The following is a 21,942-nucleotide window of genomic DNA, read 5'->3' as shown; positions in this document are numbered from 1 at the left end:
GATCATTTCTTTTTTTCTTTGATAAAACTGGTGAGTTTGAACACCCATTTATTGACTTTAAAACGTAGACGTACCGGATAATTGCCGCCTTTATAATCTTTTATCTGACGATGACGTTCTGGATAAATGTTCAACGGCAAATTCTGAAGATCAAAAAAATTGTAGGCTATGTAATCCTGTGAGTCCATTTTACTTTGAGAGATTTTCTCTTGTACTTTGTAAACATAGGTGATTTCGTCACTATATTCTTTTGTATAAATACCAATCAAATCCTCGATGGTACTGTCAAAAGAAAGCAGCTCCTTGACCAACCGCTGCATTCCTTCCCGTTCACTTTCATTGGGTAAAAGATTCCCTCCAGGCAAATCCCACACGGGCATCCCTGGCCGACGGACGAGTAAAATCAATCCGTTGCGAATAATTATGGCATAAGCTTTTTTCAAAATTTTCTCACTACTTTCAGCATATGTCTTTTTGAATCATTAACTTCCAATAAATCGTTCCATAAAGAGACTAGCAATATTAAAATAAATCAAAACACTCGTCAAATCACTCAGCGTTGTAATAAAGGGCCCGCTTGCTACAGCCGGGTCAAATCCTAATCTTTCCATGATCATTGGAATCCAACTGCCAGCCAAATTCGCTACTGTAATAGCCGCCATCATCGCTGTTCCGATGACAAATCCTAGAATAAAATTATGCTTCCATATCCCGACGATAATAAAGATCGTTACCCCTGTGACAAGCCCCGTCACTAACCCTGTTAGAATTTCACCAACCACGAGCTTGCCGAAATTTTTCTCCTTGTCATCCGAGATCGCCAAGCGCCTCACAGCCACAGCAAGAGACTGGGTGCCCGCGTTTCCAGCAGTCCCGGTGATCAGTGAGATGAAAACTGCCAAAATACTTGCTTTACTGACCAACGCTTCGTAATGATTGATAAGGGTCGCGGTCGTCATCCCGAGGAACAACAGTGTAATCAACCAAGGCAAGCGTCTCGAAGCCGCCTTAACTGGATTTTCATCAACCTCTTCGACATTGACCCCCGCAAGTCCGGAGTAATCACTCGCCGCTTCATCATCGATTACGTCAATGATATCATCGACTGTTACGATCCCTAATAAGTGATCCTCGTAATCTGTTACAGGCAACGCAAGAAAGTCGTAATCACGGAAGGTTTGCGCCACATCCTCCTGATCATCTCCTACATGCACGGAAATCACACGTTCACTCATTACATCAGAAATCATCGTATCGTCGTCATTCACGATCAGATCGCGGAGCGAAATAACGCCTACCAATTGATTGTCATCATTGACCACGTACGTATAATAAATCGTTTCAGCAATTTGCGCCTCTCTCTTTAATACATACATCGCAGAGCGAACCGTTTGATTAGCGACGATCGAAACGAATTCTGTCGTCATCAATGAGCCCGCAGTGTCATCTTCATAGTGAAGCAATTCTCGAATCTCGTTAGCGTGTTCTGAATCCATCAAACTTAGATATTTCGCGACTGGCTTCTTATCTAGTTCATTCAGTAAATCCACTGCATTATCGGTATACATTTCTGACAGCATGTCCGCAGCATATTGCGGACGCATTTCATTTAAATAATCATCCACATGGTCGTCGTCTTCCTCAATGACGTCAAACATATCCGCCAATTCTTTCGGTGATAAGTAGGAATAGACCTGTTGTCTTTCCTTCTCGGTCAAAGATTGATAAAATTGTCCCTGGTCATAAAAATGCATCTCCAAAAAATGATCACGAAATGCCTGCAGCTCACTCTGGCTCAGTTCCTCCCGTAATTGTTGGAAATGTATCTCTAGCTCTTCTTGGTTTTCATCCATCAATCTCACCTACCTCGTAGTTATGTACTCATTTTCTTGGTTCTCGATCATGTATTCTCATGAAAAGCAATACTGACCACTTACCTCGTAATCTAATAGTGCTTTTGCCTGGCATCGCGCATCGTACTATCGTTTTTTTGCTATATCGGCCATATCTTCTGCTAAAGGCAATTCAAAGGACAATCGTTTTGCATCGAAGGGATGCGGGAACGATAGTGAATAGCAATGCAGAGCTTGACGGTCAATTCCCTGATCCATAGCTCCTCCGTAAAGGTCGTCTCCTAGCAACGGGCAGTCGATCGCCGAAAAATGAACTCGAATCTGATGTGTTCTTCCCGTATGCAGTTGAATATCTACTAAAGCACACCGTTGGTTTCGTTTTTCTAGCCAATACTCAGTTTCAGCTTTCTGTCCTGTCTCGATCACTTGCCGCTTTAACAACGAAGACAAGTCACGGCCGATTGGTAAAGAAATGGTGCCATGATCTCGTAGGGAGGCCACTTCTCCAGAAACCAAGGCTTGGTATTTTTTAACAAATTGCTTCTGTTGCAAGCTTTGATCCAATTTTGAATGAGCAAAGCCGTGTTTCGCAAACAACATCAAACCAGATGTATCTCTGTCTAATCGCGTAACGACATGAACGACCTGATTGGCATACCCTTGCGCCACATAATAAGCTTTCACCCGATTCGCCATTGTTCCTCTTGGATGATACTGTGCTGGAATCGAGGCGATCCCTGCTGGCTTGTTAATAACCAATAAATGCTCATCTTCAAAAACAATGTCAATCGGCACATCGTCCGCCAATAAGGTTTCATGAGGCGCTTCATCTGGAATCACAACTGTTACAATATCATGGGCTTTTAAAGAAAACAAGACGTTTTGTTCTGCCCTGTTCACTAAAATTTTCCCACCTTGAAATTTGATTTTTGCCAATAATTTTTTCGATATTCCTTGATGCTTTAAAAAAGTTCTTACGAGCAAAGGAGTCTGCTCTTGATAAGTCCAATTAAATTCCACTTAATTAATCCTCTCGAATAAAGGCATCTTTCACGCGATGCCAAAAATGCATATGCCGATAGGAAGCAAAATGAATCCGCTCTTCAGCAATCTTATATTTGATCGATGTGATGTCTTTTCTGTTGATATCCAGTTGATCAATCGTGATCGAATGGTATTCATTGCTCTTTAGCCGTACGTCGATCCACTCGTGAGACCCAATAATACTAGGCGAACCGAGCGTTCGAAAAACACGATTATTCAATGAAGCGATCTCCGCCAATTGCATCGCGTTGATGCTAGGATGAACCACTGCTCCCCCAACACTCTTATTATAAGCAGTCGAACCGGTCGGAGTAGAGATTGCCAACCCGTCTCCTCGAAAACGCTCAAACAACTCTTCCTTAATATAGACATCTGCTACCATCGTGCGGCTGCCTTTACGAATCGTGGACTCATTCAAGGCCAAAAAATGTTTTTGCTCCCCTTCGTTCGTTGTTAACACAACGTCTAAAAGAGGGTAGCTGACACTTTTTCCTTGTTCGGCGCTCAAGCTGTTTACAAGCTCCGTCAGCTCATAGTCACGCCAATCTGTATAAAATCCCAAATGTCCAGTATGTACGCCAAGAAAGCGTACTTCATCCAGGCGATGGTTGTATCGATGAAACGCGGACAACAAAGTCCCGTCTCCGCCAATGGTGATCACTAACTCGGGATTACGATCCACGATTTCTAAATCATCCTTTTCTGCTAATAACTTGCGCAAACGCTGCAATACTTGAATCGATTTTTCTTCTTGATTATGGATGATTCCGATCCGTAGACTCATGTCGTCTCACTTCCTTTTTCTGTTCCTTACGATTGAATAAATGCTGAGCTTCTTGAATCTCTCCGCGAATACTGGACATTTCTTCATCCAATTGATAGGCGGCTTCTGCTGCTCGGAATAAGCGTTTTTGAATATCCTCAGGAATCTGTCCTTTATATTTATAATTCATTGAATGTTCGATCGTCGCCCAAAAGTTCATAGATAATGTTCGGATTTGAATTTCAGCTAACAGTTTCTTTTCCCCTTCTAACATCTGTACCGGATATTCGATAACCAAATGATAGGAACGGTACCCGCTCGCCTTTCGGTTCGTGATGTAATCTCGCTCCTGTATGATCCTCATATCGTTGCGTCGTCGCAATATTTCTACAACTAAAGGGATGTCTTCAACAAACTGACACATGATACGCATCCCTGCCATATCAGACATCTCTTCTTCTAAACGATTCATGGGGATTCCCCGAAGCTCTGCTTTGTTGATAATACTTTCTAATGGTTTTACTCGTCCAGTAACAAACTCGATCGGAACATGCCCCCCGCTCGTTCGGTACTGTTTACGTAATCCCCGTAATTTTATCTTTAGTTCAGCAACTGCCAATTCATAGGGCGCTAGAAATGTATCCCAGTCTCTCTCCATCGTGTATCCCCCGCTTCTCTTTCCGTTCCTTACCTATCTTATCATAAACTTTCAATAGAAAGAATTGCCACATTTTTGTCTTTTGACAAATATTACAAAATACTAACATTTTCATGTATTTGATTCTAATCGTTTGACTAATCAGGTTATTCTATGTGAGGATGACTTATATTAGGAATATTCTGAAATCAGGAGTAAAATAAGATTGAGCAAAGAGATTGAAATCGAATTCAAAAGTATGTTAACAAAAACTGAATACGAGCACTTGTTACGTTTCTATCGTGTTACGGATAACCAATTTGTCACACAAACGAATCTTTATTTCGATACAGTTGATTTCCAATTAAAGCAACATGGTATGGGTTTAAGAATCAGGCGTTTCTCAGATCGTGCAGAAGCGACATTAAAGGTTCCCCAACCGATCGGGCTATTAGAGGTCACTGATCCCTTGTCGCTATCAGAAGTTGACAACGCCATGGAAAGTGAGCAATTCACACCTGAGGCAAACGAGATTTCTGATTGGCTAAAGGATTTAAAGATTCGATTACAAGACGTGCACCTTATTGGGAAATTAGTCACAAAGAGGGCAGAGTTTATGATCCCAGAAGGAAAACTGGCTTTAGATGAAAGCTGGTACAGTAATCAGCATGATTTTGAATTAGAACTTGAAGTACCTGATTCAACTTTTGAAGAACTCGATTTTAAACAGCTCCTCAAGCGTCATGATCTACCCTATCGCCACACACAAAATAAGATTGTTCGAGCAGTGACGGCATTGCAAGAACAACATAAAGAGATGGAGGGACTTCAGTGATTGAGATTTATTTGTTTGTGAATCCAATTGGAAAAAAATGTTTGTCAATTGAACAACGAATTATTGATTTGATCAACAAATACGATATGAAAATTCAATTACGTTTGGTTCCCATCATGAATCTAAATACTGTTTCAGAATTCATGCAGCGAATCGGCGGCTCTGAAAAAGATATTCAGTTACGAACAGAATTATCTCAAGAGATACATTCTGCTGCTTTAGATGTAAAAGCGGCGCATCTTCAAGGAAAAAAACGCGGGCGGGACTTTTTGATTGAACTGCAAAAGGCTGTCGGTGAACAGAAACAACCCTACTCGAAAAAATTAGCCATTCAATTGTTCACGAAAGTGGGCGGAGACTTAGAAATGTTTTTAGAGGATCGACACTCTGCTTTTGTGCAAGAATCTTTCCTGACAGATCAGCAAATCGCCCATGAAATGGAAATCACCTCTCACCCTTCTGCGGTTATCTACAATTACGGAAGTAACTGTGATGCCGGGATTCGCATTGAAGGTTGTGACGCGATCCACCATATTTTAGATACATATAACACGAAGGAAGCGCTGCTTGCTTTCTTAGAAATCGAGAGTAAACATGCACCCATGAGACACTCTCCAGATATTGACCATCATTTATCGTTGATTTAATAAAAGCGTCATTGCCGAGATTGGCAATGACGCTTTATTTTTTTAGATACACCGCATTGTCTTTTGTGAAAATATACTTCTTTTGCTGCTTATTTAGATAGAGAGTAATACGATCTTGTCTTAAATTCTTGATTCCAGCCTTGAATCCGACCATGTCACTCTCTTTGACAACATATACACCACCCGGAATATTTTCAAATCGGGCGCGCCCTTCCTCATTTGTTGTCGCCATGAATGGAAGGCCTTCTCGTTGAATCGATTGCTTTCCGTTCTTTGTATATAAAGCGAATTCTTTTCCAGTTAAAGGATTTCCTTCTTGATCCATTCGAAGAATAGTCAAATTGAAACGCCTGCTCCGCAAAAGATAGCTATGAACCGCACGATATATTCCAAAAAGTAAAAGTAAAACGGTCAATGCAACGCCAATCAATACCAACAATTCTTTTAATTTTCGTGTGTCGTCAGCCTTTTTTATTGCTTGCGCCATTTTCTTTGTATAGGGGACGCGATGTCCCGTAACTAAAAGTCGGTGACTGTTGATCATGTAAGGTGTACAGGTAAGCAATGTAGCGATGTCACGTCCAGGTTCAATCGTAATTACGGAGGTGTCTGAAGGTTCGACGATATCTATTTTTTCTACTTCATAAGCTAATTTATCATCAAAAAGGTCAATGACAAAGACTTCTCCAATTTTCACATCTTCCAAATCGGTAAATAGTTTTTTTTCTGGCAATCCGCTATGAGCAGAAATGACGGAATGAGTGTCTGCCCCTCCTGTTGGATAGGAGGTTCCCTGCAAAACAGTGGCTCCCTCTTGCAGCAGCTTCTCATTTGTTGTGTCAAATAGCGGCAACGTGATCTCGATCGCCGGAATACTGATCGCACCAATTAGGTGTTTGCGAATGTAAGCATCCCCTACGATTTTCCGTTCATTGCTGTTTGTAAAAGGCGGTGCTTTAGGAACTAGCCCGTTTTTTTTCAGCTCTTCATTGCGTTGCTTCATTCGTTCTTTCGCTTTACGTACTTGTTCTATATTTTGTTCTCGATTTTTTCGTTGAACTTCTTCCATCCGCTTTTGATCGATAAAATCATTCACCGCATTGATATAAAAAGGATACGTCATTACTAACAACCCGACTAAGAAAATCAGTATCATAAAAATCTTGCTGACCATTTGTCTCTTCGGACTCTTTTTTTTAGGTGCGCCTTTCACGCTAGTTCACCTTGCTTTCAATAATAAAATGTCTGATTTTCTGTTTGATATTCTTGTATCCGCGATGCTTGAGAATTTTGAATTTCTTGTCCTTCAATCGCCATACTTTCCCTTTCACACTTAAGCCATTCTCGGTCTCTGCTCGGTAAACACCACCAGGGATTTGCTTGAATTCAACCTTTCCATAGGCATCACTGACTGTGTGGACAAGGCGGCCATCTATCCGAACAACGTCTCGTTTTTGCGTCAGTAACGCTCGAACCCCCGGTAAAGGTTCGCCATTTTTATAGAGATAAAAGACAAAGGTATACTCGCACTTCTTCGATTGATAAAGGATGATCTTACGCCAGACAAAATAGCCAAAAAGCGCTGCAAAGAACAAGCATCCTGCTACAAGATAATAGACTCGTTGCCGGTGGTAGGATTCAGTCTCTTTGATTTTTTTTGCAGCCTCTACTGGGTAGGCTACTCGATGGCCTGTAACGAGCAATCGATGGCTATTTACCCCATAAGGTGTACAGGTCAACAACGTCACTAAATCTCGATCCAACTCTATTTTAAGTGCCGCATAATTATCAGGTTTTACTTTCTTGATGCGATCAACCTGATAAGCGCGTTTCTTTCCTTCAATATGTAAGAAAAAACGGTCTTTCTTTTTCAACAGCTCCAGGTCGGTAAAAAGCTTTTTCTCTGGCAAGCCTGTATGACCCGTTATCACTGAATGTGTTCCTTTCCCACCAACAGGAAAAGACGTTCCTTGTAAAACAGTTGCGCCCTTATCCAATAGGAAATCATTGGTTTCATCGTATACAGGCAAACTAACTTGTATTTTCGGAATAAATACCGCGCCGATCATATGCTTTTCATAGTATTCTTTTTTAGGGCTTTTCGTTCCTCGCAACGAAGACTCAAATGGATCATCAAAGCTGCCAGCACCAGGAATAATGGTTTTTAACTTCTTATTTTCTTTTTCAAGTCTTTCAAGACGCTTTTTCTTATCCGACTCAGAACGCGACTCCATCTTTTCCTGCACGGCTTCCAAACGCTGCTGATCTACATAGTTGTTGATAGAATCAACGACGAATGGGTACATAAAAATCAGAAAACCCGCAATAAACATGACGGCAATCGATAGCTTTAAAAACAAATCGATTTTGTCTCTTTTATTTGGTTTGCTCATCTTTACCCACCCCCCTATACTTATGCTAATTTTCTCATAATTATTATCAAAAGAGAAATTCCGTTTATAAAATTTTTTTCAATTATTTGAATACATTGGCCTTAATTATTAAGTTTTTATTGAGAAAACGCTTAAACCCTTAGATATCCACTTTTAATAAGTCCTTCGCCTCTAGTTATCCACATTCTAAAAAAATAAAACTAGCGAATCCTTTTCTTTTTTCGCTTTCGCCTCCATGAAACGCCATTGAACCGAAAAAAAAGCAGAGGCTGTCACCTCTGCTCACTCACGCCATTATTCTTTTAATTCTGCTACCAATTCTTCTAACTCATCCAACCGGCGAGCGAAAATTTCCATAGCATCCTCGATATATGTCGGTTGTGTCATATCCACGCCCGCTTTTTTCATTACTTCGATCGGATAATCACTGCTGCCGGATTTTAAATACGTTAAGTACTTGTCTAAAGCATCTGGCTCCCCTTCAACGATCCGTTTCGCTAATGCGCTTGCCGCTGAAAAACCTGTCGCATACTGATAAACATAATAATTATAGTAGAAATGCGGAATTCTTGCCCATTCGTCTTTTATTTCCTCATCGTTAACGACGATCGGTCCATAGTATTTCGCATTCAGTTCACCATAAAATTTGCTTAGATGTTCGCTAGTCAGTGGTGTGCCAGCCGCATCTTCCGTATGAATAAAGTGCTCGAATTCAGCAAACTGGGTTTGACGGAAAATGGTTCCTTTAAATCCATCTAAGTAATGATTGATAATATAGGCACGAATTTTCGGATCTTTCTCCGTCTCTAATAAGTAGCTCGTCAGCAGATTTTCATTCGTCGTAGACGCGATTTCTGCTAAAAAGATTGAATAATCTCCATAGACATAAGGCTGTGTGTGACGGGTAAAATAGCTATGGGCACTGTGGCCCATTTCATGGACGAGTGTGTAAAGCTCATCTAATCGGTCGTGCCAGTTTAAAAGAATGTACGGTTGCGTATCATAGGCCCCAGAAGAATAGGCACCGCTGCGTTTGCCTTGGTTTTCTACAACGTCGATCCAGCGCTCTGCAAATGCTTTTTTGACGACATCTAAATATTCTTCCCCTAAAGGTTTTAACGCTTCAAGCGCTTTTTCTTGCGCTTTTTCATAAGTAAACTTCATTGGTGCTTCTGCTAATAGTGGTGTGTACAGGTCATACATATGCAACTCTGGTAGACCCAACAATTCTTTACGCAATTCCACATACCGATGTAGCAGTGGTAAATATTGGTTGACCACGAGCGTCAATGTTTCATAAACATCCTCTGGAATATGATTCCCACTCAATGCGGCTTGGCGGGCAGACGTATAACCGCGTACTTTTGCTTTATAATTATGCCCTTTTACATGCGTGCTCAATGTTGTTGCCAGCGTATTTCGAAATTGATGATAAACGGAATATAAGGCCTTGAATGCCTCCTCGCGAACTGTGCGATCCGTACTTTCTAGTAACTGTCCATAGACCCCATGAGTCAATTGAACATTTTCCCCTTCTTCATTTTTTACAACTGGGAATTTCAGATCCGCGTTGTTCATAATTGAAAAAGTATCCGCTGAACTGCTAAAAATCTCACTGGCTCCAGCTAACAAGGCTTCTTGCTCAGCAGGTAAAACGTGGGCTCTTTCTGAGATGATTTGTTCAACAAAGTGACGGTACAACTCAAGTTTTGGTTCAGCTTCAAAGAAAGCCCAAATTTCTTGATCCGAAAGCTGCAACATTTCCGGTTCAAACCAGCTAACCGCTTCACTGACCTGCGCGATCAGACTAGATGCTCTGGCGTAAAGTGCTTGGTTGGTCGTATTAGCCGTGTCTTCATCGTTTTTCAAATGAGCATAGACATAAATGACCTCCGCTTTGCGATAAATATCCAAAATATAGTCAATCGCCATTAAAAATTCTGTTGCTCCTTGATTTAGACTTCCCTTGATCTTGTTTACTTCGGTCAATTCATTCGCTAAATCTTGAAATTTTTTCTCAAAAGCAGCAGCATCAACAAAGATTTTGGTTAAATCCCAAGTCAACTCCGCTGATACTTCTTGACGCGTTGGTAATTGCTTTGCCTCACTCATAACTACACTCCTAACTCTATTTTCGTACTTTTTCCATTAGAAAAAAGCAGCATGTATGAACGTTTATCTTTACACTTCAGTCGTTTTACTACGTAAAAGTAAAGGATAATCGATTGTATTTTTCATCCTCAATCTTACCACAATTTAGAAAAAAGTAATTTGGAAAACTGCTAGGGGGATAAAACTTTAGCCTTTCTTTGACAAAAAATAGCCTCAAGATACATTCTCTCTAAAATTTCGCGCTGGTCAATTCTATAAAACAGCCATTCTTTCTGATTCTCTTGACGGAATTCCAAAAATTTCTGAAAGATTCGGGAAGCGTTCTTAGCTTCCTTTTGAAACAAGTAGCGAAATACAAGAAGATCTTCCTGATAGAAAAAAGAATAGCGGCTGGGAAAATATACCCAATTAGGCAAATACAACAAATGTCTACGCTCACTATAAAGATATTCTTGCAACGCTCGGACTCTGGGATTGCTTTGAACAAGCTTGAGACTCAATTCCTGTTTTCTTTGACTGATACTTTCACTAGTTAGATAAAGATGGGGCGGACGTTTTGCAACACAGGAATGATAAATTTCTTTTAACGGGTGGGAAGTCTCCGACCACCGCTCTTCTGAATAAATCACCTCATCGATTTCGTGGATATGATAAAGCAATCGAATTTGATTATCTCCTAACAGCCATAAATGAACCCCTCGTTCTTTATCGAAGGAACAAAACTGTTTTTGCAATACCGTAAATTTTTCTTTTGGCCAAAGTTTTTTTCCTAATAACCACCAATCCTGATAGTTTTTGTCCCGGTACCCGTGGATACGTTCTTCTAAGCGCGTGCTTTTCAACGGGGAGCATTGAATTTCCACCGCAATACGTTCATGGAGCAGGTCTGGACGTTGCGGTAGATCTGGTAATGGCGTTTCCAACTGCCACGTTTCGTCAAAGTGATTTCCCCATTCATGAAAAAACCATTTTGCTCCCAGATGTTCCGGTGTCTCTCCTTCACTTAAGCCATGACACTCCGAGTGTCTTCCATGAGCGAAATGAGGAATCTTGATTTGACCTGCCTTTCGAATCAATCCTTCACCACAATCCGGACAAAAAACATGTTGTTTCTTTTCAACTTCCGAAGCTTGTACCATCTCTTTTTTTTCAGTATAAGCAAATATCATTCTCATCACCTCAAAAAAAGATACGCAATTGCATTCAAACCTGCCCATTTTTTGTAGAAGCGTTTATTCCATTCGACAAATATACTGAAAATCAAAAAAAGCCCTCGTTCAAACGAACGAAGGCTGTAATATCAAACTATTTAATTAAAATGAGCACGGGTAATTTCAATCGCTTCACGATGCATCAAAAGCTTCCCATATTCTTCTAACATTTCTGTCGACACAGAAGAATCTTGCGCATATTCCAAAACTTCAGCAATCACGTCTGATAAACCAAACTCACCGAAAATTTCAGGATCAAAGTAGACTTGTAAATAATAAGTCTCGTTCAACAGATATAAATCACACCAAGCTTCATCTAAAAAGTGATAACTTGCTAATTCAATCATATCCTCAAAACTATTCAACTGAAAAACCCGTAAGCGGCTTGTTACTTCGTCCTCTTCAAGGCTTTCAGAGTTTGCTAAAATTTGTTGACGAATCAGTTGGTCAAAATCATTCGTTTCGAACTCTGTCGAATTGTTCATCTTGTTGATGTCTTCTGGTGTCAAGTTTTTACTAATAAATAGTTCCAATCCGTCATTTTTCGGAAGGACCTGAAACGTTACCGCTTCACTACTTTTAAACTCATCTTCGATATCTACTTCTTCTAAAATACTGTAAAAGAAGGATTCGATTTCTCGATGATTTCCTAGTAGATCTAAGAAAGTAATACCGCGCTCCGCTAGATCTTCATTCTCAATAATGACTCGGATCGTATTTTCATTGATGTGTTCCATCTCCATCTTGGCACACCTCACTTTAAAGATAGATTATATGTTCATTGTAACTGATTCCGGTTAAAAGTAAAGAAAGCCATCGAATTTTATTAAATTCCTATAAACAAAAGAGGAAACACTCATTTATAAAGGCTGTGCACTCAAGAAATTTTCCCCTTAGAAAAAAAGAGAATCAAAAAAACACCTCGCAACCGCGAGGTATTTATTCTATAATCCAGCCATTAATTGGGCTTGACGTAATTCATATTGGCGAACATCACGCGGTAGGAATCGACGAATTTCATCTTCATTAAATCCTACTTGCAAACGTTTCTCATCGATCATGATCGGACGACGTAATAATCCAGGATTGTCTCTCACTAAATCCAACAATTCCTTCAGTGACAACTCATCTAAATCCATGTTCAACTTTTGGAAAACTTTCGAACGGGTTGAAATGATTTCTTCAGTCCCATCTTCAGTCATTTGTAAAATGGCCTTCAACTCATCAATGTTCAATGGCTCAGAAAAGATATTTCGTTCAACATAAGGAATCTCATGTTCCTGTAGCCAAGCACGTGCTTTCCGACATGATGTACAACTAGGGGAAGTATATAGTGTTAACATGCATATCACTCCTTTTCTTGACTCTCAATTTTTGTAACAGATAATCAGTACTTCCTGCTATCTGTTTCTATTATACAAAAAAAAGGTAACAAAAAAAAGAGGACATTGTCTTTTTTTTTACAAATATTAACGTTATTTAATTTAGGCTTCCGTTATACAAGGAGTCACGACACTTCCCATTTGTCAATATGAGAAAACAATGGCGTATCTCTCATTTCAAACAGTGCTATAACAGTTGCGAAATCTGTAACATAATAAGCGCCATTTTTAAATAAAATCAAATTTTATTCTTTTAAAAAATTTTTTTTATCTTAGAAAAATTAAAAAACAATATTTTTATAAAGTAAATTTGTGTTTATAAAACTTTATATAACAAGGCTTTTTTAGAATGATTTTAAAAAACTTCAGCTAATAAAGTACAGCAGTTATTATTTTATAGTTATTTTATTTTGTGCTGTGAGTAATTTTTCTGTATCAAATTTTTTTACTATTTTGCGGTTAAACAATAGATACAGCTTCCAAATAGTCGAAATAAATCAAAAATTTTATGGAGTTTTCAAAAATTGGTAGACCTTAAAATTCCGCACTTTCTTCCCATTTCAATCATTATTTTTTTCTGCATGAATATTTTTGATTGATGGCGGTCTATGTTTTTTCATCCATTTTGATGCATTGATAACATAACAAGAATTCTCTTAAGTTTCTATTTTTTTGCTCAGAACTGTTAAGAATTTATTATTTGCTATAATAGAGGTACAAACTATTAGGAGTGAGAAAATGATCCAAGGTATCGTATTTGACCTAGATGACACTTTATACGAACAGCAGTCACCTTTCGCAGAGGCGATCAAAAGCCTATTCCCATCGTTTCCAGCCAGTAAAATGAATGATCTTTTTATCCGGTTTCGCTATTACAGTGATTTGCATTATATGAAATCAATTACGGGGGAATGGACGCTTGTGAAAATGCGCTATGAACGCATTCGACTTGCTCTGGCTGACTTCGGTTACCTCCCGACTGACTCAGAAATTCATACTTTTCAAGAAAACTATGATCACGCTTTAAAGAACATTGCTCTTCCTTATGAAATAACGGAGGCACTCGACTATTTGAATCAGTCAGAAATTCCTATTGGACTTATCACCAACGGTCCTGTCGAACGCCAAAATGATAAGATTCGCGCATTGAACATCCCTCGCTGGATTGACCAGAAACATATTCTAATTTCTGATGGTGTTCAAATTCAAAAGCCGGATCCCGGTATTTTCAAGCTGATGGAAGCTGCTTTGAATCTATCACCTGAATCGCTTCTATATGTTGGCGATAGTTTTGATAACGATGTTCTCGGCGCTAAAGCTGCGGGATGGTCTGTTTGGTGGTTCAATCATCAGAGACGTGAAATACCTAAGAATCAACTCCCTATTTTTGAAAAGGAACTGCGGAGTTTTAACGAATTAAGCCAAGCCCTTATGAACAAAAAAAGTTTGCAGCGCTAACGCACTGCAAACTTTTTTTTATTCACCCAAACTTAAAATCATCCGAATATCTTCTTCTGTAAGTTTGCTTGTTTGTTCTTCATTGCCTTGGATCACTTTTTGGAACAGTTCACGTTTTTCTTGCTGCAACTGATTCATTCGTTCCTCAATCGTCCCCTCAGCTATCATTCGCCAGACTTCGACCACTTTCTTCTGTCCGATTCGATGCGCGCGTCCAGCTGCTTGTTCCTCTACAGCAGGATTCCACCAGAGATCGTATAATATGACCGTATCTGCACCTGTTAGGTTTAGACCAGTGCCTCCTGCTTTTAATGAAATCAAGAAGACGTCTTTCTCACCTGAGTTAAATGCATCGACCATGGTCAAACGATCAGAAACTTTCGTACTGCCTCGCAAGTAGAAGCTGCTGATTCCTTCTTCGGCAAATTCTTTTTCGATAATTGAGAGCATACTGGTAAATTGTGAGAACAATAAGACACGTCGACCATTTTCTTTGGCCGCATGGATCAGATCCTTGACCTGATCTAATTTACCTGAGCCGCCTTCGTAGCCTTCCATGAATAATCGAGGATCATCACAGATTTGGCGCAAGCGGGTCAGTCCTGCTAAAATACTTACACGCTGTTTGCGGAATGTTGCCGAATCCATTTGATCAACTTCTTGACGCATCCGTTTTAAGTACGCCAGATAAACGGTCTTTTGCTCCTCTGTCAGGCTGCTTAAGACATTGGATTCGATTCGTTCTGGCAACTCCTGCAACACAGTGTCCTTATCACGACGGAGCACGAATGGCTTGATCATCTTTGCAATTTCTGGAACAGCCATTTGTCGGAAGCGTCCAATAGGTGGAAAGAATCCAGGCATGACTGTTTGAAATAATGACCACAGCTCTTCCAGATTGTTTTCGATTGGTGTCCCACTCAAGGCAAACTGATGTGGAATCGACAAATTCCGTAGTGCGCTCGAGGTTTTAGTCGAAGCGTTTTTCACCATTTGCGCCTCATCAAGAATCATGTATTGATACCCATTCTTTTCGTGAAGGTCGATATCCTGACGCAAACTTGCGTAAGAAGTAATGACGATCTCCTTTGCTTCTCCAAGCAATTGCTCACGTTCTCCTCGATTACCGGAAACTACGATAGAGTCCAGCGTAGGAGCAAATTTTCTAATTTCTGCCTGCCAGTTATAAACCAAGCTTGCTGGAGTCACGATCACCGCTTTGATCGGATGCTGTTCTTTTTCTGCTAAGAGGAACGTAATAACTTGGATCGTTTTCCCAAGTCCCATTTCATCTGCTAAAATCCCTCCAAACCCATAATCACTCAGCATTTTCAGCCAACGGAAACCCGATTCTTGATACGGACGCAACGTGGCTTGCAGATTATCCGGCATCGCCACTTGATACTCTTCTGGATGCGTCAAGTCTTGTACCATCGCAGTAAAGCTTTCACTGAATTGCGCTTGCGGATTGTCTTTTAAGCGCTGCTCCAGCATGATTCCTTGGCTTTTAGGCAAACGAATCAGCCCATCTTTCGCACTAATTTTATCACGCAGCTGGCCGATCATCTCACTAGTCTGTTGAAATGCCTCTGAGTCAAAAGATAATACTTCGCCATTGTCTAATGTATAAAAACGATCTTTTCTCAGTAAACTATTCAATACATGATCTATCTCATTGTCTTTAATACCTGTGACATCAAATTTGATATCTAACCAAGACCCGGCTTGATCGACCTCGATCGTTGGCTGGTATTCTTCTCCGTCTAAGAACAATTGACGAAGTTTTTTCCCCATTCGTACTTCAGCGTATTTTCTAAATTCTTCTACTTCAACCTTGAAAAAGTAATAAAGATTGTCTTTCACCGGCAATTTTTTTTCAAACCCGGTATCGATTTTTTGATAGCGATAAGTATCGAAGAGATCCAATAGTTGCTTTTCCTTTTTCCGGTCTCTCAAGATCTCGACATTATTAGGAAGCTTGGGCTGATGGGTCTCATTCGTTGAAAAATAAGCGTTCCCGTAATGGAATTCTACCTCTGTCTTAATCATCCCTTTAATTTTCCGAAAAATTACTACCGCGCGCAAAGGTTCCTCTTTCATGATTTCAGCAACCTCATCCAAAACAATCACGCGCCCAATTTTACGCAAATACGGAAAGACATCCGTAAATAATTGTGAAAGCTGACGTTGCTCGTATCCAATAACAGGCTCTTTCAAGCGTTTCATCAATTGCTTCAATGTGATGTAGGTATCCTGCTGCTCATGAGTCATCAAATAATAAGAATTCTCGACAAATCCCAAGAAATAGTTGCTGTAATAATTTGTAAAACCATCCTCAACAGTCAAACCGAAGTCATTTTCCCCACGCTTCTCTAACGTAAACGTTAAGGGTAATTCTTGCCCTTCATGAACTTCAGAATAGGTCTTATCCCCCAGATTGATAGTTAAATTTCCCGTGACTTCCATTTCCTTCAACAATTCCTGCATCCGATGAACAGGCAATAATAGATAACGCTTGTCTAATTTACCTTTGACTTGTAGACCTGCTTTACCTAGCAATTGATACGTTTCGCTGATGCCTACTAAATCTTCAATCAAATCTCGACATTTTGGATCAAAAGCGCCCGCTTCGATTTGGAAACGGTACTGTTTATTTACGGTGTATACGGAATCCGTTTGGTACGCATGAAGAAACTCATATAAATTCTTAACGATGTAGCTCCGTTTATTCAAATTACTTCCAATTCTTAGTGAAACTGCTAAAACATCCAATTCAGGGTGGTACGGATTTGTCGGGATTGCTTCTACCACGAATTCCACAAATAATGAACGCAAAGGTTCTGCTTCCTTCTCTAATCGGGAAAACCCTTGATTTAGGAGATCCGCAAAAGAAACACTGCTCTCCATTTTTTTAGGTAGTACACTTTCAGGTTTGATTACTCGTGACAATCCTTTTTCCCGCAAATACAATTCCACAGCTACCGTGTGCTTGCAATAGCCATGCTCTTCCCAATAAGGACATGCACAAATATCATTTTCTTTTCCACTGCCATCTAAATCAACCAGATAAAGTTCACTGCCTAATACTTCACCATGCCAAACACGACGAGCGGGATCTGCCTCTACAGACAAGACCCGACCTTCCTTCAAGTAAGTTCTGCCGCGTTCGATCACTTTTTCTGGAATACTCCATCTCATTTACGCTTCACTCCATCCTTCTAGCTGGTAACGAATACTGCTGCGTCCCGTCCCGCTAGTTTCCACCACAATTTGCTGCGGAATACGTTCTTTTAATTCTCGTACATGACTGATGATACCGATCATACGTCCTGCACTTTCTATTCCTTCTAAGGCTTCCATTGCCATTTCTAATGCCTCTTCATCTAACGAGCCAAACCCTTCATCAATAAACAAGGCCTCAATTGCTACTCCACCTGCTTGATTTTGGATCACTTCGGCTAATCCTAATGCCAATGACAATGCGGCAATAAAACTCTCTCCTCCAGATAATGTGTGAGAACTGCGAGTCGCCCCTGCATTATCATCGTATACATTGATTTCTAATCCGGTATTGCCTTTAGAGCGTCCCGTTTCTTGTTTTAGTTCAAACTGATAACGCCCTTTTGTCAGCTGCTTTAATTGCTGATTGGCATTTTTTAATACTTCTGCTAAATACCACTGCAATACATAGCGCTCCAAACTGATTTTTTGAGGATTGTCCCCATTCATCGTTTGATACAACTGAATAATTTGACTTAAATCCGTTAACTTGTCCTTACTTTGTTCCTGAAGACTTTTGATTTTCATCACTAAATCACGCTGCTGCATTAACTGATTCTCTTTAGCATAGTACTGTTGCTGATACAACGCAACTTCTGCATCACTTTCGGTCAACAGTTTTTTGAGTTGTTCCATATCCGGTTCAACCTGCCCCTGTAACGTCTCTTCCAACTGTTTCTGACGATCACTCAGAACAAGCACTCGTTGTTCAAAATCACTGATCTCCTGCTCCAGCAGAGAGACATTTACGAGTGGCTGCTTCACTTGATCGATCGTTAAGCTTTTTTCAGCCAATTGACTGTTCAACGATGTTTGATAGCTCTCAAGAGTTTGGGCCGAGTCCTGCTGTTGTTTTTCTAAAAACCTTTGCTGTTCGTGCAAACGAATGCGCTTCTGTTCGACCTCTTTTACTAACGCCTGATGAGCGTCTAATTGCCCGTGGTACTCCTCTACACGTTGCTTCAGATCAGAGATACGAGCTTCTAAAGCCGCAACTTCCCACTCTTTTGTTTGTTCATCGACGCTGGCTAAACGCCCTTCTATACGTTGGTTTTCTCCTTGAAGTACGTGGATACTTGTTTCAAATGCATGCTTTTCAGTTTCATTTTTTTCAAGACATGCTGCCAACTCTTGCATATCGTGATTGGCTTTTGAAATTTCTGCCAATGCGTCTGCTGTTTCATTTTGTCGCTCCTCAAGAAATTGAAGGATCGGTTCAAGTTCTGCAGCAACCTTTTTCTGGTAATAAGTTTCAAAATCTCTTTGAACACGTTTTATTTTCTCTAATAATGACTGTTGTTCAGATAAACGAGCTGCTTGCAGAGTATCGAAAGCAGTCATTGAAAGCTCATAACGAGCTTCAGTTTGTTCCCTTATCAGCTCTAATTGTTTTAAACGAGCTTCTTGCGTTTCAAGTGCTACCTGTAATTTACCTAAGTTATCTAGTGTTAATTCTTTATGCTGTACCGGATTCGGATGCTCTTTTGATCCGCACACAGGACAAGGCTCTCCCGGCAGAAGGTCCATGCTTAAACGAGCGATCTCTGCTGAAGCCCATTGGCTCTTTAATTTTTTATATTCTGCTTTTTCACTCGTCAGCTGGTTGCTTGTACTGCTGACTTTTTCTACTAATTGAGCTAATTCGATCTGTTGGGATTCTTCCGCTTCTTGCTGCTCAAAGATATGTTTAGCTGATTCTTTTAACTCCGCAATTTTTTGTTGAAACTGCAGTTCTTCATACCGTCGCTCTTGCCAAAACTTTTCGCTGTTTTGCTTTTCTTTCAATGTTGCTTGCTTATCTAGCTGCCTCGTGATTTCCTGATTTAGTAGCGCTAATTGTTCCTGTTGCTGTGCTAGCTTTTGGATCAAATCATTTTTTTGTTTGACCAATTCTTCCTTTTGTCGAACCAGAGGCAAGAAGGATTCTAAACTTTGCAATTCTTTTTCTTTTGCTTGCCAATCGGAGCGCTGTTCTTCAAACAGGTCCGATTGCTTTTGACAACGTGTAGATTGGCTTTCTAATTCTTCAGATAACCGTTTATTTTCATTTTCTTCAATCGTTTGCTGCGCTTGGATTTTGAGTAATTCTTGTATGCGGTCATAGGTTGGACGCAACTTCTCAATTTCTTTTGTTTCACTCAATCGCCGCTTTCTTAATTCATTCTCGGGTAAGTCTGCTTTCACTTCTTGCAGCTGCTCTTGGGTCTGGCGATACGATTTGAAACTCTCAGACACCTTTTCTGCTTTTTGAACTTGCGACAGCAGCGTTTTTTGCTGTGTCTGTTTTTCAACAAGCGCCGCTTTTTTTTGTGTTAAGGCCTGCGCCTCCTCAGAGAGATAGCCCTCAGCAAAAATCAATGACTCTTCATAGGTTGCCCCTTTTTCAGCTAAGACCTGTTGGAATAGCTGATCGATCCTAGTGGTCAGCTCACTAACCCCTTTTTCCAATTCTGCCTTTTTGAGTTTCAAATTCTCTGTAAACTGTCGATACACATTCGTTCCAAATAAACTACGCAAAACGGCCTCTTTTTCTGTGCTGTTCGCATTTAAAAAGGTTCGGAATTCTCCTTGAGGAAGCATGACGATTTGGCGAAATTGATCTTTTTGCAAATGTAAAATCTGATAGATCACTTCGTTCACGGCATCTACTTTTGTATAGGCTTCCGCTTCTTTTCCAGTATCGTCAAAAATGCTGAGCTGAACCTTTTGATTTTTAGTCGTTTCACCCTTGCCGTTTTTCTTTGCTAAAGTCTGCTTTGGCCACCGCTCGATGGCATAGCTTCTTCCCTGATGTTCAAAAATAAATTGAACGCGGGTTTCTTCCGTAGGCTCCGCAAAGGAAGAACGAATCTCATTAGATGAACGTATTCCCCCTGAGGCGTCTCCATACAAAGCAAAGGTTATGGCATCAAAAATGGTGGTTTTTCCGGCACCTGTTTTTCCACTGATCAAAAACAAAGGCGCTTCTGTCATTTCTTCAAAATTTACTTCTTCATGAAGGAAGGGGCCGAAATTTTCCATAATAATCTTTTTGGGAAGCATTATTCCTCGCCTCCTTTTTTAAGTTCGGTATGCAAGCCTTCTTCGATCCAGAACTTTTGTTGTGTTGTTAAGTCATTTTGTGAGACCTCTGTGAAGAAATCCTTCGTTAATTCTATTGGGGATTTTTCTTTAATATTTTTTACTTTTAAACGTGTCTGACTTTCATTTTCAAATCCATTCGCTCGTTCTACTTGAATGATCCGTGGATATACCTGCCTCAATTGATTCATTAAATTCGGGATCACAGCTCGGTCTTCCAACAGAATAGAAAGATAATCTTCACGGTTAATCGTTGAATAGAACGCCGGATCGAGCAATGTTGCAAAATCGGCTTGCAGCTCTTTAATTTCATGAAGCGGCGACAATTCCCGAAAGGAGAACGCCAGCGTTTCTGTATCTAAGATCCAAACACCCTTCGTCTGGTCTTTTTCTGACAACGAATATTTTAAAGGCGAACCACTATATCGCGCATTCGGCATTTTTAAGGCATTTTTTCCATGTAAGTGTCCCAATGCAACATAATCAAAATCCGACAATAATTGCCCATTGATTCCATCAAGTCCGCCCACTTCGATCTTTGTCTCAGAATCGGTCTTACTGCTTCCTGCAACAAAAAAGTGGCTTACAAGTATCTGTTTTTTGCTTGGATCAAAACTTTTGACTATTTCCTGCATTACCTTTGGCATTGCCTCTTGAATCGTCCGAATGCTTGAATCTTCAAAATAGATGCGGGCATCCACGGGTTCAAAGTATGGAAGCAAGTAGAACTGAGTATTGCCTATCTCGATCGGAAGTAGCCCTTCCTGTAATCGCGTATGTAAATGAAAGTTTGCTTGATTGAACCAAGGCGCACCCGTTGCTAGTCTCGTGGCACTATCATGATTCCCAGAGATCGCTAGTAGCGGAAATTGTTCCGTTAAATTCCACTCAGCAATCGTTTGATTTAATAACCGTACACTGTCCTCTGAAGGAACAGAACGATCGTACAAATCCCCTGCGATCACAATAGCATCTACTGCTTCTTCCTGTGCGATTTTTTTTATTTGATCAAGAATATATGCTTGGTCTGACAACAAGTCATAGCCATGCAATTTTTTTCCTATGTGCCAATCCGCAGTATGCAAAATTTTCATTGATCCACCCTTTTTCTAATAAAGTCCTTCCCAAAAGTATAACATGATTTCCCTTTTTTTTCTGCTTGGCGAGTGAAGGTCACACTATAAAAGACTTTCTCTTCAACGTGTTTTACGATACGATAAATGAAGTGTCGAATAAAAAAGGAGGAA

Annotated in this window: 17 protein-coding genes; 3 read left to right on the top strand and 14 right to left on the bottom strand. The window is 40.2% G+C overall.

The window, feature by feature from the left end; translation table 11 throughout:
- Window positions 1-2: 2 nt before the first annotated feature.
- From I592_RS04675 to yjbM, 5 genes are all read right to left on the bottom strand, one after another.
- A complete protein-coding gene (locus tag I592_RS04675) occupies window positions 3-443 on the bottom strand; it encodes an NUDIX hydrolase (protein WP_010781369.1) in 441 nt (146 codons plus the stop codon).
- A gap of 39 nt (window positions 444-482) precedes the next feature.
- Window positions 483-1,853 carry a magnesium transporter gene (mgtE, locus tag I592_RS04670; protein ID WP_010781370.1) on the bottom strand — a complete coding sequence of 457 codons (1,371 nt, stop codon included), beginning with the start codon at window positions 1,851-1,853 and terminating at the stop codon, window positions 483-485.
- A gap of 126 nt (window positions 1,854-1,979) precedes the next feature.
- Window positions 1,980-2,873: an RluA family pseudouridine synthase gene (locus I592_RS04665; RefSeq protein WP_010781371.1), complete on the bottom strand. Its 894-nt coding sequence runs from the start codon at window positions 2,871-2,873 to the stop codon at window positions 1,980-1,982.
- A 4-nt stretch (window positions 2,874-2,877) separates the two neighbouring features.
- Window positions 2,878-3,681 carry an NAD kinase gene (locus tag I592_RS04660; RefSeq protein WP_010781372.1) on the bottom strand — a complete coding sequence of 268 codons (804 nt, stop codon included), beginning with the start codon at window positions 3,679-3,681 and terminating at the stop codon, window positions 2,878-2,880.
- A complete protein-coding gene (gene yjbM, locus I592_RS04655; protein ID WP_010781373.1) occupies window positions 3,653-4,318 on the bottom strand; it encodes a GTP diphosphokinase in 666 nt (221 codons plus the stop codon). The genes I592_RS04660 and yjbM overlap by 29 nt, the downstream gene beginning before the upstream one ends.
- A gap of 205 nt (window positions 4,319-4,523) precedes the next feature.
- Here yjbM and I592_RS04650 point away from each other — a divergent pair, with 205 nt between their 5' ends.
- Window positions 4,524-5,132 carry a CYTH domain-containing protein gene (locus I592_RS04650; RefSeq protein ID WP_010781374.1) on the top strand — a complete coding sequence of 203 codons (609 nt, stop codon included), beginning with the start codon at window positions 4,524-4,526 and terminating at the stop codon, window positions 5,130-5,132.
- Window positions 5,129-5,779 carry a DsbA family protein gene (locus tag I592_RS04645; RefSeq protein WP_010781375.1) on the top strand — a complete coding sequence of 217 codons (651 nt, stop codon included), beginning with the start codon at window positions 5,129-5,131 and terminating at the stop codon, window positions 5,777-5,779. The genes I592_RS04650 and I592_RS04645 overlap by 4 nt, the downstream gene beginning before the upstream one ends.
- A 34-nt stretch (window positions 5,780-5,813) precedes the next feature.
- Here the strand turns inward: I592_RS04645 and I592_RS04640 are convergent, their stop codons facing one another.
- The 6 genes from I592_RS04640 to spxA form a co-directional block, all read right to left on the bottom strand.
- Window positions 5,814-6,953 (bottom strand): class C sortase, encoded by a 1,140-nt coding sequence (locus tag I592_RS04640; RefSeq protein ID WP_044926429.1) that lies wholly within the window; start codon window positions 6,951-6,953, stop codon window positions 5,814-5,816.
- 40 nt (window positions 6,954-6,993) lie between these two features.
- Window positions 6,994-8,172, bottom strand: a complete 1,179-nt coding sequence (locus I592_RS04635; protein WP_010781377.1) for a class C sortase — start codon at window positions 8,170-8,172, stop codon at window positions 6,994-6,996.
- Window positions 8,173-8,466: 294 nt separating this feature from the next.
- Complete coding sequence (gene pepF / locus I592_RS04630) at window positions 8,467-10,284, bottom strand: oligoendopeptidase F (protein WP_010781378.1); 1,818 nt, start codon at window positions 10,282-10,284, stop codon at window positions 8,467-8,469.
- Window positions 10,285-10,454: 170 nt separating this feature from the next.
- The gene (locus I592_RS04625; protein WP_244265155.1) at window positions 10,455-11,459 is read right to left on the bottom strand and encodes a competence protein CoiA; all 1,005 of its coding nucleotides are present in this window, start codon (window positions 11,457-11,459) and stop codon (window positions 10,455-10,457) included.
- 134 nt (window positions 11,460-11,593) lie between these two features.
- Window positions 11,594-12,238, bottom strand: coding sequence for an adaptor protein MecA (locus I592_RS04620; RefSeq protein ID WP_010781380.1), 645 nt, complete (start codon window positions 12,236-12,238; stop codon window positions 11,594-11,596).
- 201 nt (window positions 12,239-12,439) lie between these two features.
- Window positions 12,440-12,838 carry a transcriptional regulator SpxA gene (spxA, locus tag I592_RS04615; protein ID WP_010781381.1) on the bottom strand — a complete coding sequence of 133 codons (399 nt, stop codon included), beginning with the start codon at window positions 12,836-12,838 and terminating at the stop codon, window positions 12,440-12,442.
- A gap of 777 nt (window positions 12,839-13,615) precedes the next feature.
- On the opposite strand from spxA, the gene I592_RS04610 reads away from it, so the two are divergent.
- The gene (locus I592_RS04610) at window positions 13,616-14,335 is read left to right on the top strand and encodes an HAD family hydrolase (RefSeq protein WP_010781382.1); all 720 of its coding nucleotides are present in this window, start codon (window positions 13,616-13,618) and stop codon (window positions 14,333-14,335) included.
- Between the two features lie 18 nt (window positions 14,336-14,353).
- Here the strand turns inward: I592_RS04610 and I592_RS04605 are convergent, their stop codons facing one another.
- From I592_RS04605 to I592_RS04595, 3 genes are read right to left on the bottom strand one after another with little or no spacing between them, the layout of a single operon-like run.
- Window positions 14,354-17,533 carry a DEAD/DEAH box helicase gene (locus I592_RS04605; protein ID WP_010781383.1) on the bottom strand — a complete coding sequence of 1,060 codons (3,180 nt, stop codon included), beginning with the start codon at window positions 17,531-17,533 and terminating at the stop codon, window positions 14,354-14,356.
- Window positions 17,534-20,656 (bottom strand): AAA family ATPase, encoded by a 3,123-nt coding sequence (locus tag I592_RS04600; protein ID WP_010781384.1) that lies wholly within the window; start codon window positions 20,654-20,656, stop codon window positions 17,534-17,536.
- The gene (locus I592_RS04595; RefSeq protein WP_010781385.1) at window positions 20,656-21,789 is read right to left on the bottom strand and encodes an exonuclease SbcCD subunit D; all 1,134 of its coding nucleotides are present in this window, start codon (window positions 21,787-21,789) and stop codon (window positions 20,656-20,658) included. The genes I592_RS04600 and I592_RS04595 overlap by 1 nt, the downstream gene beginning before the upstream one ends.
- Window positions 21,790-21,942: the final 153 nt, after the last annotated feature.

This window comes from Enterococcus gilvus ATCC BAA-350 (assembly GCF_000407545.1).
Classification (GTDB): Bacteria; Bacillota; Bacilli; order Lactobacillales; family Enterococcaceae; genus Enterococcus_A; species Enterococcus_A gilvus.
Note: the sequence above shows the minus strand (reverse complement) of the source record. Positions and strands in the feature narration are given on the sequence as shown.